Below are 13,778 nucleotides of genomic sequence, written 5' to 3'. Positions count from 1 at the left end.
TTATTATAGTAACGCATTAAACTAACCTTACTAAAATGAATTAGGAGTGATTCGTATGAGTCGGACAATTAAAAACATTCGCCCTCGCAGCGTTCTTTCACGCATGAAGCCATATTCTCCTGGGAAACCCATTTGGGAAGTTCAACGAGAATTAGGTATCGAAAAGGTCACCAAGCTTGCTTCTAACGAAAATCCTTTAGGTCCTTCACCATGGGCACTAACAGCCATTCAATCTTATCTGACCGATATCCATCGCTACCCAGACGCCGACACGGTTGATCTTAGGGGGGCAATTGCCGAGAAATTACAGTTTTCTTCTGATGAAGTCCTCATAACCAATGGAGCCGATGAACTAATTACGCTTATTTCGGAAACATTTCTGGAACCAGGGGATGAGATTATTGTTCCTTCTCCAACGTTTAGCGAATATGAATTCGGGGCTAATCTAATGGGCGCTCGTGTCGTGCAAGTACCGCTTCGCGAAAATTACCGCTATGATGTTGACGATATACTCGCTGCTGTAACGGAACAAACCAAGCTGCTTTATATTTGCTCGCCTAACAATCCAACCGGCACATATATGAAGAAACAGGATTTATGCCGGCTTATGGATGAGCTCCCTTCCCATGTTCTTGTTATTTTCGACGGGGCTTATAGTCACTTTGTAACAGTGGATGATTATAGTGATGGGTTGGAGCTTGTGCGTTTGGGCTACCCCATCGTCGTCACACAAACCTTTTCCAAAATATACGGATTGGCTGGTATTCGTGTTGGGTATGGCATCGCGTCCCCAAGTATTTTGCATAATATCCGTCAGGTCAAAGAACCTTTCAATGTGAATGCATTAGCACAAGTTGGCGCTACTGCGGCGATTAAGGATGATCAGCATCTTAATGCGACACGTGAGATGAATGCTCGCGGGAGAGAGCAGTTATATGAAGGCTTGCAGGCAATGGGATTGAATTTCACACGCAGCATGAGTAATTTCCTATTGGTCGAGCTTGGACCGGAAGCTAAAAACATCTATGAAAAGCTGATGAATAAAGGCATTATTATTCGTTATGGCGGAGCTTGGAACCTCCCTAATCATGTGCGGATTTCAGTTGGGACGTCCGAAGATCATACAATATTAATCGAGGCGCTTAGCGAGATATTCATTAAGCAAACCTGATTTGATAGCCACAGCTCAAAAATGCCTTTAACGGATCCGAGACCTACCGCCAATTGTTTGCGTGCAATCAAATATGCTACAATACTAACAATTATTGTCTCATGGGGGTAAGCGAAGCGATGCTTAAGGAATTTAAAGATTTTGCATTCAAAGGGAACATGGTAGATTTGGCTGTTGGGGTTATTATTGGCGGGGCTTTTGGGAAGGTTATTACTTCGATTGTAAATGATTTGATTATGCCGCTTGTTGGGCTGTTAATTGGCAAAGTGAAGTTCAATGATCTATTTATTTCATTAAATGGCAAGCATTACGATACCCTTAAAGATGCGGTTGCAGCTAGTGCGCCTACCTTTAATTACGGACAATTTATTTCGACCTTCCTAGACTTTCTAATTGTTGCTTTTGTTATTTTCCTTGTTATCAAACAGCTTAGCAAGTTCCGCAAGAAGGAAGAGCCGAAAGAAAAAGTGGTAACATCCAAATCTTGTCCGCACTGCTTGTCCGAAATTCCTGTACAAGCTACTCGCTGTAAGTTCTGTACTTCAGAGCTGTCATCAGGTGCTGCAGTTTCCGGTAGTATTCAATAATGCTAAAAGCCCGAATCATGTTGATGATTCGGGCTTTTTTGTGCGCAGATCGGCGATCTCGCCTTGCTCGAAGGCATTCGTCTGCAGCAGGTCGAGCAGCTGCCTCGCTGTCGCTTCGGGCGATTGCAGTTCGCCCTGCTCTTTGAGCTGGACGAACCGGCTCACCTGCGGGAAGTCCTCTTCCGCAGCAGCGCGGATCTCCCGCTGCATATCCGTGTCAACCACACCCGGTGCGATGGAGTAAATCTCCACCGGGTGCGGTTGGTTCATCTGCTCGACGCCCACGCAGCGCGTCAGCATATCGAGCCCGGCTTTGGCGGTGCAGTAGGCACCCCAGCCGGGATAGGGCTTCTTCCCCGCGCCCGAGGAGATGCCCACGATCCGCTTCATGATCGGCCACGCCTGCGTGAGCCGAATGAAGCTGTTCGTCAGCAGCGCGGGCGCGATGAGATTGACCTGCAGGCTGCGCTGCAGGTCGTCATGGTCTGCTCGGCCGATCGACGTCATCGGCTCGAGCATGCCAGCATTATTGATGAGCGTGATGGCATCCGCTCCATCCACCGTGCTGAGGATTCGCTCCATGAGCGAATCTAGGCCTTGCGTGTCCGCCAAGTCGTAAGCGTGGAAGGTAAGTGTACCTTCCGCGCGCAGCGCCTCTTGGCGCAAAGCTTCACTGTCGCTGCGGGAAATGCAGTGAATCGCAGCTCCCTGCTGCAGTAGCTGCTGGATGATCGCAACGCCGAGTCCTTTTGAACCGCCTGTAATGATATACGTATCCATTTACGGCACCTTTACGACAAACGGAACTGTTATCACTTGACCATCCCGTTGAAATTCGCCCCATATTTTATAGATACCACTCTTCGGAAAGGATGTTTTGAATTTGGCTTCTGGCCCTGCCGATTTCTCATCTACAGGATGTACATGCAGATATTGGTCCGCTTTCTCATCAAGAATAACCACATGCCCTACAGCACCTAAATAGGGCTGCAAATTGGTTATTGGCTTTTTCGTAGCGGCATCCTTGAAAGTATAGGTCAAATCCAGGTCCATTCCCGCCATGAGATGATCAACCGCCAGTGATATCTCCATACCATTCACCGTTGCGGTAAGTTTGCTGTCAGGCTGCAAAGCTGTGGCTGGCGCAGCCTCTCCGCTTGCTTTTATGACGTAACTTTTAACGATTTGCGCCTGTCCGCTAGGCTTAAAATCAGCAAACAACTTATAGTTGCCCCCTGCAGGAAGCGCTGCACGAATCGTGAACAACCCCTTACCTTGATAAGTCGGGTGTAAGTGTTTGTAGTAAGCAAGATCTTGGTTAACAAGGATCAGATGCATCTTTTTCTCATGGTTCAGATCAAAATCATCTATAGATTTTCCATTTTTATCAAGGATCTGTACCGTCATCTCAGTTTCTTGTTTAGCTTGAACAGGGTCGGGAGAAAGCTTAAATACAGCCTGAATGCCTTCTTTATCCGCCGCCGATCCACTACTTTCGTGACCAGCGTGTCCCTGCTCTTTATTTTCTGAATGCACGGAGTGATCGGTGGTTGCGGCTTTACCGCAAGCACTCAACAAAATAGCCAATGTGAGGAGAATTACGCCTATTTTCTTCATTATTGCACCACGTCGTAGCCTTGCTCTTCGATCGCATCTTTGATGGCTCCCACACTAAGCTTAGTCTCATCGAACTGTACTTCGACTTCCTTGTTAGCCAGATTCACCTTACCTTCTGCACCTAGCTCCTTCACCGCTTTCTCAACCGAATTCACACAGTGATTACAGGACATTCCTTCAACTTTTAAAATAATACTAGACATATTCAACGCTCCTTCTATTATGTAAAATTATTTCATTAGGGTATTCAATGTTTGAGCCGTTCATCCACAACGGCGAGGTCGCCTTCTTGAATACCGTTATACATTTTATAGTATACCCCCCTACCCTATAATGTCAAGTATCCATAACCAAAAAAAGAACCCGTTGCCTGATCGCAACGAATTCTTCTCGCTTTAGGCTGCTAGTTGAGCACGCCCAAACTGCTCATTTCATCTTCCATCTCTCGTTTTAACGACAGTTTATCATGCTCCTCCATAAATGCGGCATCTACGCCATTCATAATGAGCTTAACCAGCTCGGGTGTCGTAAAGCCAAAGCGGTCTTTGAGCACCCGGTATTCATTCGTAATATTGGTACCCGAAACACTGGGGTTATCCGTATTAATCGTTACGACTAGCCCTTGCTCCAAATATTCGCGAATCGGATACGCTTCCCAACCGGAGACAGCCTTCGTTTGGATGTTGCATGTCGGGCACATTTCGAGCGGGATACGGCGATCCTTGACCATTTCCAATATAGCTTTGTTCTCCTTCAATCGAACACCGTGCCCAATTCGAACAGCGCCGAGGTTCGTAACGGCTTCATACACGTTCATCGCTCCGGCCGCTTCTCCGGCATGGATTGTGACAGGAATACCAAGTCTTCCTGACTCCGCAAAAACCTCTCGGAAACATTCCGGCGGATACGACGCCTCATCACCAGCTAAGTCGACAGCGACTAAGCCTTTCCCTACATACTTAGCAGCCGCTTCGATCACTTCCAGGTTGCTTTCGCAAGAATGATTTCTCATGCAGATCGCAATGACGCCGGTTCTTACACCGAAATCACGCTGCCCCCGCTTCATTCCCTCTACCACATGATGAATCGTTTCCTCAACCGTCAAACCGTTGTTCCTATGGAGCTGCGGTGCAAAACGAACTTCCACATATCTGCAATTATGCTCAGCAGACTGTTCGACGACCTCATAGGCAACCCGTTCCAAGGCTTCAGCAGATTGTAAAAACCGTGTAGTAAAATCAAATTTACTTAGATATTCAATGAGACTTCCGCACTCCTCACCTACTCGCATATGTGGGATGAGTCCATTTTTATCATAAACAGGAAGTTCAATGCCTTGCCTACGAGCGAGATCCAGAATCGTCTCTGGCTTCACACTGCCATCCAAGTGCAAGTGAAGATCAACCTTGGGTAATCTCGCTAATAGATCGTTAGCCCGCATGTTATTCATCTTCCATCTCTCCTTTTTCTTTTAATCTGGTAATGCGCTTTTAAAGAATTTTTATAACTTTAACCGAATGTCATGGACATGTCAATATACATGACAAATGTTGGTTTTATCAATATATGCGTCAGATATAATGACATTGCATGGATTTCTGGAAATAAAAAAAGATCCACACTAAGAGCGATCATTCTCCCCACTGTGGATCTTCTATTTATTTCTCCTTACGATGAATCACTTTCAACGCTTCCCGCACGCTCAGCGGCGAAAGCTCCGTACTTGCAACGAAAGACTGTACCGCCGCAGGGTCTGTCTTCGAATACTCACGAAGCGCCCAGCCTATTGCTTTGCGGATGAAGAATTCCTTCGAATCGGCCATACGCTTGATGCAGCTAAAAAGAAGTGGTACATCCGTCCGTTGTTTATACTTTAGCTGGAACAATATCACCGTTCTTTGCAGCCACATATGATCCGAAGCTAGCCACTTATCCACATAGGATGGAATCAACTCAGGAAATCTCTGCAGGTGAAAGCCGATTAAGTGATCAGCGATCATATCCACGGTGTCCCACCAAGATTTGGTCACGACGAAATACTCCAAGACATCGATATGCTCTCGATCAGTGGTTTTTCGCAGCTGGGCAAGGATCAATAATGCCGTGTAGGCAAACTCGCGCTCCGGCAATTCCCAGAGCTCTTTGGCAACTTTGACCCCCTCCTCCCCTTGAGGGAAGCCATGTTCCTTCGTGTATTGCTTGGTCAATGCTACTCGTTCTGGATTTCGAATCCCGAGAAATGGGAAATGATTTTTCATGTAGGCTTCCATGCTCGGCGCATTTGCCGTGCTGCGGTGAGCTCTTAACCAAGCTTCTAGCTTGTCCGTATATGGGGATGCCATCGGTAACGTACCTCCTTTTTAACCTATCAACTATTCGCTTTATTGTAGCAATTCCAAAGTAATTCGGGTATGCTTATAGCAGAATTTTTCATATAGACTACTTATCGGATCGGAGAGAACTACATGACTTACAAATTAGTTGCTGCTGACTTAGATGATACGCTACTGCGTGATGATCTAACCATCTCACAAGAAACTATTGATGCTATGCATCAGGCTGTCGCCAAAGGCGTAACCGTAACGATTGCAACGGGAAGAAGCTTCCCATCCGCCGCCAAAATTGCCAACCAGATCGGACTTAATGTTCCGATTATCACTTATCAAGGAGCCTTAATCAAGAATCTACTTGATGAAGAAGTCCTCTACGAGCGTACAGTTCCAGTGGAAAGCGCCCGTCTACTGCTTGATTTCTGCGAAAAGCGCAATCTTCATCTACAGCTTTACCATGGGGATCAGCTTTATGCAGGTGAAGATAACGAAAAGATTAAAGCCTACGTGCGTCTTTCCAAGACGCCTTATATCATTGGTGATCTGCGCCAATGGATTGATATTCCACAGCCAAAGATGCTTATCGTCGATACGCCGGAAGTTTGCGACCAGCTGCGCGAAGAGCTGCTGCCCCTGCTAGGTGACAAGCTGCACATTACGAAGTCCAAACCGCACTACTTGGAATTCATGCACAAGGAAGGCACCAAAGGACATGCGATCACTTTCCTTGCTGAGCATATCGGCTGCTCCTTAGATGACGTCATTGCCCTTGGTGATGCTTGGAATGACCGTGAAATGCTCGAAGTCGCTGGACTTGGGGTCGCCATGGACAATGCGCTGCCTCAGCTCAAGGAGCTGGCGAACTACGTAACGAAGAGCAATAACGATGATGGCGTCAGACATGTTATTGAAAAGTTTATTTTGAATACGTAAGTGTAGCTAATCGCACGTACGAGTTAAACCGATTCCATCTGCATGATTCACATGCCGGAGTCGGTTTTTTATTTAAAATCGCTTGTTATTTGGACATATCTTGTCCCTCCGGCTTATATATTACAATAGAATCAGACTATCTCCGGAGGTGTCTCCACATGAAAAATTTCCCGTTAACGCTGCGCTCTCTCTTTGAACGTTCACAAACCTTGTTCCCCAAAAAAGAGGTTGTTTCACGTACAAGCACCGGCATCCATCGGTATACATACGCCGATTTCGGGAGACGAGCGAAGCAGTTATCCAGCTCCTTGCAAGCACTTGGCGTGAAACCCGGAGATCGGGTTGCTACTTTTGCCTGGAATCATCATTGGCATCTGGAGGCTTATTTCGCCATCCCCTGTATGGAGGCTGTGCTGCATACCGTCAACATCCGCCTCCCCGCTGAGCATATTGCCTATATTCTTAATCATGCGGAAGATCGTTTCCTCTTCGTTGATGAAACCTTACTCCCTATTATCGAGAAGATTCAGGATCAACTTACGACGATAGAAGGCTATATTTTGATGACGGACAAAAAGGAAATGCCGCCTACTTCTTTACATCCCGTCTATTTATATGAGAACATGATAGAGGGCGGCGACCCGCACTATACATACGCTTCCGACATTAATGAAAGCGCTCCCGCAGGCATCTGCTATACATCTGCGACAACAGGCAATCCCAAGGGCGTGGTGTATTCTCATCGCGGGATCTATCTGCATTCACTCTCCATTGGTCTGTCGGATACACTAGGACTTTCTGAACGTGACACCGTCCTGCCTATTGTGCCGATGTTTCACGTTAATGCTTGGGGACTCCCGTTCGCATCTGTCTGGTTCGGCAGCAAACAAGTGCTTCCGGGTCCTTCTCCGACACCTGACATCCTGCTCCGTTTGATCGCGGACGAGAAAGTGACGATTGCTGCTGGTGTTCCTACGGTATGGACGGCCGCACTTAAGGTGCAGGAATTACTGCAAGCAGATTTATCATCCCTTCGCGCCGTTGTCTGTGGCGGTTCTGCTGCCCCGCGCAGTCTGATTGAAAGCTACGAACAGCGGCTCAAGGTTCCCTTCTATCATGCCTATGGGATGACAGAGACGTGTCCTCTCGTTACCGTTGCCCGCCTCAAAAGCTATCAAGAAGATGCCTCTTACGACGAACAGTACGATGCAAGGGCTACTCAGGGCTTACTTGTGCCAGGGCTTGATATGAAAATCATTGGACCTCGGGGCGAGGTAGCTTGGGATGGGAAGGAAATGGGCGAAATCCTACTTCGTGGACCATGGGTAGCTACGGAATACTACAAAGATGCCCGAACGCAGGAATCGTTCCAGGACGGTTGGTTTTATAGCGGAGATATCGCGGTTATTGATCCTGAGGGATTTGTGAAGCTGGTGGATAGGGCCAAGGATCTGGTCAAAAGCGGTGGGGAATGGATCTCATCTCTCGACTTAGAAAACGCATTAATGGCGCATCCGAATGTGTTCGAAGCTTGTGTCATCGGCGTGCCGCATCCCAAATGGGCTGAACGGCCGCTCGCCTTCGTCGTCCTGAAGGACGCTGTGTTACAAACTGATGACGTCAAAGAGGAATTACTCGATTTTCTGAAAAACAAATTCACGAAGTGGTGGATTCCAGACGATGTTGTGTTCCTCCACGAAATACCTAAATCGTCGGTAGGTAAGTTTATGAAACGCGAGCTTCGCGAGAAATATCAAGCCTATTTTACAGGAGATTAGATAGCCATGAACAATTTCGAATTAGAAGGCTTCCGCTTTTATACACCAACGAAAGTTCGTTTCTGTGAAACCGATGCGAACGGACACTTAAGTCACCTTTCTTCCGTCATTTACATGGAGCAAGCCCGCTGTGAGTATATGAACGGTTTGGGTTTATTTTATGCAAATTCAGATGGTAATCTGGCTGATAAAACCTTCTTTCTCGTCAGCCAAAGCGTCGAATACAAGTCGCAAGCACATTTTAACGATGAACTCGACATTTATATGAAAGTGAGCCGGATCGGCACTTCGTCGATTGAAACACAGTATGCCATTGTTAAGCGGGCGAATAAGCAGCTTGTGAGCTTCGCTACCAGCACTGGCGTTTATATCGATGTTCATACGCAAAAAAGCACTCCGCTCCCCGAAGATTTAGCAAGCCGGATCGAGCAATTCGAGGCTACGTTCATCGAGTAGCAATTGCAGTACCAGTACCAGTAACAATAGCAATAGCAATAGCAATGGCAGCACATTCACAGCATTAATCATTAGCAGCGTAAATTGACGATGAAGGGCGCGATGGATATGTTCGAGGCAACCTTGCTGAAGGATAAAGTCATTCTTATTACAGGCGGCGGTACTGGTCTAGGCCGTGCTATGGGCGAGAAATTCCTGACTCTAGGTGCTAAACTCGCGATTACCAGCCGACGCGAGGAGGTGCTCGCTAAAGCAACAGCCGAAATGGGCACTGACGGCAAAGAAGTATTCTACAAAAGCTGTGACGTACGTGACCCGCTTCAAATTGCCGAGATGGTGGCCGCTGTGGAACAGCACTACGGCCGTATTGATGTACTGATTAATAATGCGGCCGGCAACTTCGCCAGCCCGACAGATAAATTATCTCCGCGCGCCGTGGATGCGGTGCTGGATATCGTCCTTCACGGGACGTTCTACACCACGTTAGAAGTGGGTAAAAGATGGATCGAGCAAGGCGTCGGCGGTACGATGCTGAACATCGTCACCTCTTACGCCTCCACCGGATCGGCCTTCGTTGTACCGTCGGCTGCGGCCAAGGCCGGCGTGCTTGCGCTGACGCGCTCGCTTGCCGTCGAGTGGGCGCGGCACGGCATCCGGCAAGTCGCCATCGCGCCGGGGCTCTTCCCGACCGACGGCGCGTGGAGCCGACTGGCTCCGACGCCCGAGCTGTCGGAGAAGCTCTTGAACCGCGTGCCGCTGCGGCGGGTCGGGGAGAAGGATGAGCTCGCGAACCTCGCGGCTTATCTGATCTCGGACTACGCCGCCTACATTAACGGCGAAGTGGTCACGATCGACGGCGGCGAATGGCTGCAGGGCGCCGGGCAGTTCAACGATCTGCTCGAGGTGACCGAGGAGCAGTGGGTTGAGCTTGCGGAGATGACGCGCAAGGGCAAGTCCTGAGCGTAGGTATGATCATTTCTCATTTGCGTAATGTTGTATTTCGTACAACATTACGCAAGTTAATCCGTGTTTTCCCCGCTAATGTTGCAAAAAATACAGCATTTTTAACCAAAAAGTAGCTTTTCAGCGATAAATAGGCAAAATTGTTGCATGTTATACAACATCTTCTGCTTTTCTAGTGAAAATCAAGGAAATTGTTGTACGAAGTACAACTTGCCTTCCTTTTTCCCTACCTGTTTACCTGTTTACCTGTTTACCTGTTTACCCATTTACCTGTTTCCTGTTTCCTGTTTACCCGTTTATCTACTCACCACTCTCCCCTCCTCTATTCACTTTACCAATTTACCCACTCATCGCCTATGCGTCCTACCTATTCACATACTCACCATGTTCCTACTCCCTAATTACCTTTACCAATACCTCTACCTACTCCCCCGACTCACTTATTAGCCTTTGCCAATTTTCTATTTACACGCTCTCCTGCTTCCCTACTCTCTTTCTTCCCTATTTCTCTTTACCTATTATCCTATTTTCCTATCTCCCTACTCACCTACTTCCCCAGTTTCTCACACCAAAAGGTAAAAATGAGGAAATCAACATTACCTACCAAGTGATCATACATTTCTCCACAATCTTTCTCGGACAAAATCCGTTACCTCGCAAGCTTCAGAGAGGATAGCTGCCAAAAAACCGTCAGGCTACCTGTGATAAGACCACCTGACGGTTTTTGGAGTTAATATGAACTTATATTCAACCAACCAGCATATGTTGGGGATTTCAGTTGAAATATTTTGCAGATTATTCTCAAGGGCACCTTTAATCATGATTGTGTCTTTATGCTTCATTCAAGCGGACTGATTCGAACAAACCAAATTCCTACCGCAAGATTTGGCTTTATACAGCGCCTTATCCGCTTCTTCTTTGATATTCCCATTGGTATCAGGGTACGTGGCAACACCCACTGATACAGTGATCTGTATGACCTTCCCCTCATTAAGCAGAAATTCATTGTTTTTAACAGCCATTCTAATACGCTCCCCAATGATTAAGGCATGTTTATGAGGACAATCGTATAGCAAGATAGCGAACTCTTCCCCTCCTATACGTGAGACGATATCGAAAGATCGAGAAACTTCTTTTAGCAATTTGCCCAATTGTTTTAACACGGTATCACCATTAGGATGACCGTAGGTATCATTCACTTTTTTAAAATGATCGATATCAATAATCATCAAAGTCAAGGCTTCGTTCTTATCCTTTGCTTCCAGCAGTAACGAATTAAATGCTTCATCAAAGGTACGATGGTTATTGAGCTCTGTCAGAAAATCAAACGTAGCTGCCTTTTCAATCATCAGGAAATGGGTTTTCGCTTTAATCAGAAATTGTGTCAAATAAGCGGTGAAAATGCCGCCTAAAGTCATCATGATCAAATAGATGAGGGACGGAATCGTCCCCTTTGTCCCTAGATTGATATGAAAAATGATGATCGTAAAAAGATTGCTAACCATTAGAGAATACGTCCACTTTTTCCAATAGCTCAGGTTTCTTGTACAAATCAACCCAAGCATGATCGACATTAAAAGAGTGTTCGAAGCGGCGAAGATGGTAGCAGGACTTAGCGTGCCAAAAGCCAATAAACGCATAAGGGACATAATGATCCCAGTAACAACGGCAGAGTAAACTCCACCGAATAGCGCTGCTATTATAATCGCCAGCTGTCTAAAATCTAAAATCGTACCGTTCAGCTTAACCGTGAATTCCATTAGTATAATACCTAATATGCCAGTTAAAACGCCTATATGAAGTTTCGTATACAGAGTTGTAGGCGTGCCCAAGTTCCAATCCTTATAAATCACTTGGCTGGCCAAAAACAAATAAGCGGTGACGATAGAGAAGTTGGCAATCAAAGCCTGTAATGTTTCAAAAGATACGTCATTCATGCTATCCACCCCCTATAATCGTAGCATAATTTTGTTAGCAAACTATGAGGACGAGCTTGAGGGATTGGCATAAACACAAATAAAAATCGCCACCCTCAGGACTCTTTTTGGAATCCAAGGATGGCAATTTTTTATAATATCTCCGTACACTTAATGTAATTACCCTTTGACTGCTCCAGCCGTCATCCCCTTCATAATCTGCTCCTGGAAAAGCAAGAACACGATAATGGTAGGCAATACGGCAATGGCAAGCGCAGCCATCGTCAATTCGTAATCGGTCATATATCCCGTAGCAAAAGCGGATAAACTCAGCGGAACTGTCTTAAGCGCAGGCTTGCTGATAAAGACTAGCGCGAACGCGAAATCATTCCAAAAGCGTAAAAATCCTAAGATCGCAACCGTAGATAGCGCCGGCAAGCTAAGCGGAAGCATCATCCGAAAGAAAATGCCCCAATAGCCCGTACCATCGATTAACGCCGCTTCCTCAATTTCCTTGGGAATCGTAATTAAATAAGCCGCGATGACGAAGATGGCTAGTGGCAGTTCAAAGGCCGCATAAGGTAAAATGAGTGCACCGTACGTGTTCAGAAGGCCTATTTTTTTCATAATAATAAAAAGGGGTACAAGTGTGCTGTGGATCGGAATCAGCATTCCGAGCAGGAATAAGCCCATAAAAAATGGCTTCCATTTGAATTCAAAACGCGATAAAACAAAGGCTGCCAGTGCTCCAATAACTAGGGTCAGCACGAGTGAGACCACCGTTACTACGGTAGAGTTCCAGAGCGAGAGACCCATACCCGATACTTTCCATGCCCGGACGATATTGTCCCATTTCCAAACAGTCGGCAGTAAAAAGGGCCGCGAATGAAATTCCTCATTGGACTTTAAAGCACTCATAAATAACCAAATCAGCGGGTAAAGCGTGACAAGTGCATACAGGGTCAAACAGACGTTGATGACACCGCGCCCCCACCCTCTTCGCCTCTTACCTCCAGCGGGAAAACCCGTCTGCATCGATACAACCTGCTCCATAGATGTCCCTCCTGAGAGAATTTATTTCCTAACGGTAATCTCGTTTCATGAGATATTGGCTGCCAACGATTAAGATCAAGCTAAGAATAATAATGGCCGTGGAAATGGCGCTGCCAAAACCGAAACGATATACATTGAATGTGCTGTTGTACATATAAGAAGCAAGCAGTTCCGTGGAGTGAGCCGGTCCACCGCCTGTCATGACATAGATAAGATCGAACGCCTTCAAGCTTCCGGATATGCAAAGCACGACGGCCACCTTGACGGTATCCCAAATCATAGGCAGTGTCACTGCAAACAATTTGCGCACCGGACCCACACCATCAAGCTGAGCAGCATCGTCAATCTCCGGTGAAATATTTTGTAGAGCGGCAATGAACATAATCATGTAGGGACCAATATAATTCCAGATGATCGGCACCATGAGCGCGAACATCGATACTTTCGGATCGGAGAGCCAAGATTTCTTCCAGCTATCAAGCCCAATGCCCTCTAGTAGGAAGTTGAGAATACCGATTTGCGGGTGGTAAATGTACCCCCAGATGATCCCGACAACAACCGAGGACAGCACCATGGGCATGAAGACAGAAGCTCGAATAACTCGTTGAAATAGTGTGCTGCGCATAAGTAGAAGCGCTAATACCATAGCGATCGGTACCTGACCGAAAACGGAAGCTGCAACGATTAGCATGTTATTTTTAAAAGCTTTCCAGAAGATTGGATCTTTGAACACTTCTACATAGTTGTCAAATCCGATAAATTTGGCTGCACCAATACCTTTCCAGTCGAAAAAGCCGTAGTAGGCCGACCAGAAAATCGGTACAATGACAAAAAACAGATAGAGTACTAAGGCCGGAAGCAGCCCTATGGTAATGAATCCTCTGATTCTAGCGGATACGGTCATAACTTCCCTCCTTGCTATCTTTTTTGAAAAAAGGCTCCAGCCGGGCTTTGGCTGGAGTCCTGTGGCCGTA

General features: G+C 46.6%; 14 protein-coding genes. 6 read left to right on the top strand and 8 right to left on the bottom strand.

The features are described from left to right. The first annotated feature begins 55 nt into the window (after positions 1-55). Both hisC and mscL read left to right on the top strand, forming a co-directional pair. Positions 56-1,171 carry a histidinol-phosphate transaminase gene (hisC, locus tag ACBP55_RS04380; protein WP_464650019.1) on the top strand — a complete coding sequence of 372 codons (1,116 nt, stop codon included), beginning with the start codon at positions 56-58 and terminating at the stop codon, positions 1,169-1,171. A 119-nt stretch (positions 1,172-1,290) separates the two neighbouring features. Further along, positions 1,291-1,758, top strand: coding sequence for a large conductance mechanosensitive channel protein MscL (mscL, locus tag ACBP55_RS04375; protein WP_464650017.1), 468 nt, complete (start codon positions 1,291-1,293; stop codon positions 1,756-1,758). Positions 1,759-1,773: 15 nt separating this feature from the next. Here mscL and ACBP55_RS04370 read toward each other — a convergent pair whose 3' ends face one another. The 5 genes from ACBP55_RS04370 to ACBP55_RS04350 form a co-directional block, all read right to left on the bottom strand. Further along, positions 1,774-2,538: a (S)-benzoin forming benzil reductase gene (locus ACBP55_RS04370; RefSeq protein WP_464650015.1), complete on the bottom strand. Its 765-nt coding sequence runs from the start codon at positions 2,536-2,538 to the stop codon at positions 1,774-1,776. Further along, positions 2,539-3,375: a hypothetical protein gene (locus tag ACBP55_RS04365; RefSeq protein ID WP_464650013.1), complete on the bottom strand. Its 837-nt coding sequence runs from the start codon at positions 3,373-3,375 to the stop codon at positions 2,539-2,541. After that, positions 3,375-3,578, bottom strand: a complete 204-nt coding sequence (locus ACBP55_RS04360) for a copper ion binding protein (RefSeq protein ID WP_464650011.1) — start codon at positions 3,576-3,578, stop codon at positions 3,375-3,377. Before ACBP55_RS04360 ends, ACBP55_RS04365 begins: the two co-directional genes overlap by 1 nt. Before the next feature lie 200 nt (positions 3,579-3,778). Then, positions 3,779-4,825, bottom strand: a complete 1,047-nt coding sequence (add, locus tag ACBP55_RS04355; protein WP_464650009.1) for an adenosine deaminase — start codon at positions 4,823-4,825, stop codon at positions 3,779-3,781. 208 nt (positions 4,826-5,033) lie between these two features. After that, positions 5,034-5,717 (bottom strand): DNA alkylation repair protein, encoded by a 684-nt coding sequence (locus ACBP55_RS04350; RefSeq protein WP_464650007.1) that lies wholly within the window; start codon positions 5,715-5,717, stop codon positions 5,034-5,036. Positions 5,718-5,840: 123 nt separating this feature from the next. Here ACBP55_RS04350 and ACBP55_RS04345 point away from each other — a divergent pair, with 123 nt between their 5' ends. The 4 genes from ACBP55_RS04345 to ACBP55_RS04330 all read left to right on the top strand — a co-directional run bounded on the left by ACBP55_RS04345 (position 5,841) and on the right by ACBP55_RS04330 (position 9,832). Further along, the gene (locus tag ACBP55_RS04345) at positions 5,841-6,638 is read left to right on the top strand and encodes a Cof-type HAD-IIB family hydrolase (RefSeq protein ID WP_464650005.1); all 798 of its coding nucleotides are present in this window, start codon (positions 5,841-5,843) and stop codon (positions 6,636-6,638) included. A gap of 158 nt (positions 6,639-6,796) precedes the next feature. Then, on the top strand, positions 6,797-8,416 hold the full coding sequence (locus tag ACBP55_RS04340; RefSeq protein WP_464650003.1) for a long-chain fatty acid--CoA ligase: 1,620 nt from the start codon (positions 6,797-6,799) through the stop codon (positions 8,414-8,416). Positions 8,417-8,422: 6 nt separating this feature from the next. Next, complete coding sequence (locus tag ACBP55_RS04335) at positions 8,423-8,872, top strand: acyl-CoA thioesterase (RefSeq protein WP_268617149.1); 450 nt, start codon at positions 8,423-8,425, stop codon at positions 8,870-8,872. Positions 8,873-8,980: 108 nt separating this feature from the next. Continuing rightward, positions 8,981-9,832 (top strand): SDR family oxidoreductase, encoded by an 852-nt coding sequence (locus ACBP55_RS04330; RefSeq protein ID WP_464653225.1) that lies wholly within the window; start codon positions 8,981-8,983, stop codon positions 9,830-9,832. An 845-nt stretch (positions 9,833-10,677) separates the two neighbouring features. On the opposite strand, the gene ACBP55_RS04325 is transcribed toward ACBP55_RS04330, so the two are convergent. From ACBP55_RS04325 to ACBP55_RS04315, 3 genes are all read right to left on the bottom strand, one after another. Beyond that, positions 10,678-11,772, bottom strand: coding sequence for a GGDEF domain-containing protein (locus ACBP55_RS04325; RefSeq protein WP_464650001.1), 1,095 nt, complete (start codon positions 11,770-11,772; stop codon positions 10,678-10,680). 159 nt (positions 11,773-11,931) lie between these two features. Beyond that, the gene (locus ACBP55_RS04320; RefSeq protein WP_464650000.1) at positions 11,932-12,804 is read right to left on the bottom strand and encodes a carbohydrate ABC transporter permease; all 873 of its coding nucleotides are present in this window, start codon (positions 12,802-12,804) and stop codon (positions 11,932-11,934) included. A 28-nt stretch (positions 12,805-12,832) separates the two neighbouring features. After that, complete coding sequence (locus ACBP55_RS04315; RefSeq protein ID WP_464649998.1) at positions 12,833-13,708, bottom strand: carbohydrate ABC transporter permease; 876 nt, start codon at positions 13,706-13,708, stop codon at positions 12,833-12,835. Positions 13,709-13,778: the final 70 nt, after the last annotated feature.

It is taken from the genome of Paenibacillus sp. WG02 (genome assembly GCF_055396115.1).
The sequence above is the reverse complement of the archived record's forward strand: the minus strand, read 5'-3'. Positions and strand labels throughout refer to the sequence as shown.

Excerpts from the sequence above, each read along its gene's own strand:
- ACBP55_RS04325 (WP_464650001.1), bottom strand. The coding sequence starts at position 11,772 with ATGAATGACGTATCTTTTGAAACATTACAGGCTTTGATTGCCAACTTC.
- ACBP55_RS04370 (WP_464650015.1), bottom strand. The coding sequence starts at position 2,538 with ATGGATACGTATATCATTACAGGCGGTTCAAAAGGACTCGGCGTTGCG.
- mscL (WP_464650017.1), top strand. The coding sequence starts at position 1,291 with ATGCTTAAGGAATTTAAAGATTTTGCATTCAAAGGGAACATGGTAGAT.
- ACBP55_RS04320 (WP_464650000.1), bottom strand. The coding sequence starts at position 12,804 with ATGGAGCAGGTTGTATCGATGCAGACGGGTTTTCCCGCTGGAGGTAAG.
- ACBP55_RS04330 (WP_464653225.1), top strand. The coding sequence starts at position 8,981 with ATGTTCGAGGCAACCTTGCTGAAGGATAAAGTCATTCTTATTACAGGC.
- ACBP55_RS04345 (WP_464650005.1), top strand. The coding sequence starts at position 5,841 with ATGACTTACAAATTAGTTGCTGCTGACTTAGATGATACGCTACTGCGT.
- ACBP55_RS04365 (WP_464650013.1), bottom strand. The coding sequence starts at position 3,375 with ATGAAGAAAATAGGCGTAATTCTCCTCACATTGGCTATTTTGTTGAGT.
- ACBP55_RS04315 (WP_464649998.1), bottom strand. The coding sequence starts at position 13,708 with ATGACCGTATCCGCTAGAATCAGAGGATTCATTACCATAGGGCTGCTT.
- ACBP55_RS04360 (WP_464650011.1), bottom strand. The coding sequence starts at position 3,578 with ATGTCTAGTATTATTTTAAAAGTTGAAGGAATGTCCTGTAATCACTGT.
- ACBP55_RS04340 (WP_464650003.1), top strand. The coding sequence starts at position 6,797 with ATGAAAAATTTCCCGTTAACGCTGCGCTCTCTCTTTGAACGTTCACAA.
- hisC (WP_464650019.1), top strand. The coding sequence starts at position 56 with ATGAGTCGGACAATTAAAAACATTCGCCCTCGCAGCGTTCTTTCACGC.
- add (WP_464650009.1), bottom strand. The coding sequence starts at position 4,825 with ATGAATAACATGCGGGCTAACGATCTATTAGCGAGATTACCCAAGGTT.
- ACBP55_RS04335 (WP_268617149.1), top strand. The coding sequence starts at position 8,423 with ATGAACAATTTCGAATTAGAAGGCTTCCGCTTTTATACACCAACGAAA.
- ACBP55_RS04350 (WP_464650007.1), bottom strand. The coding sequence starts at position 5,717 with ATGGCATCCCCATATACGGACAAGCTAGAAGCTTGGTTAAGAGCTCAC.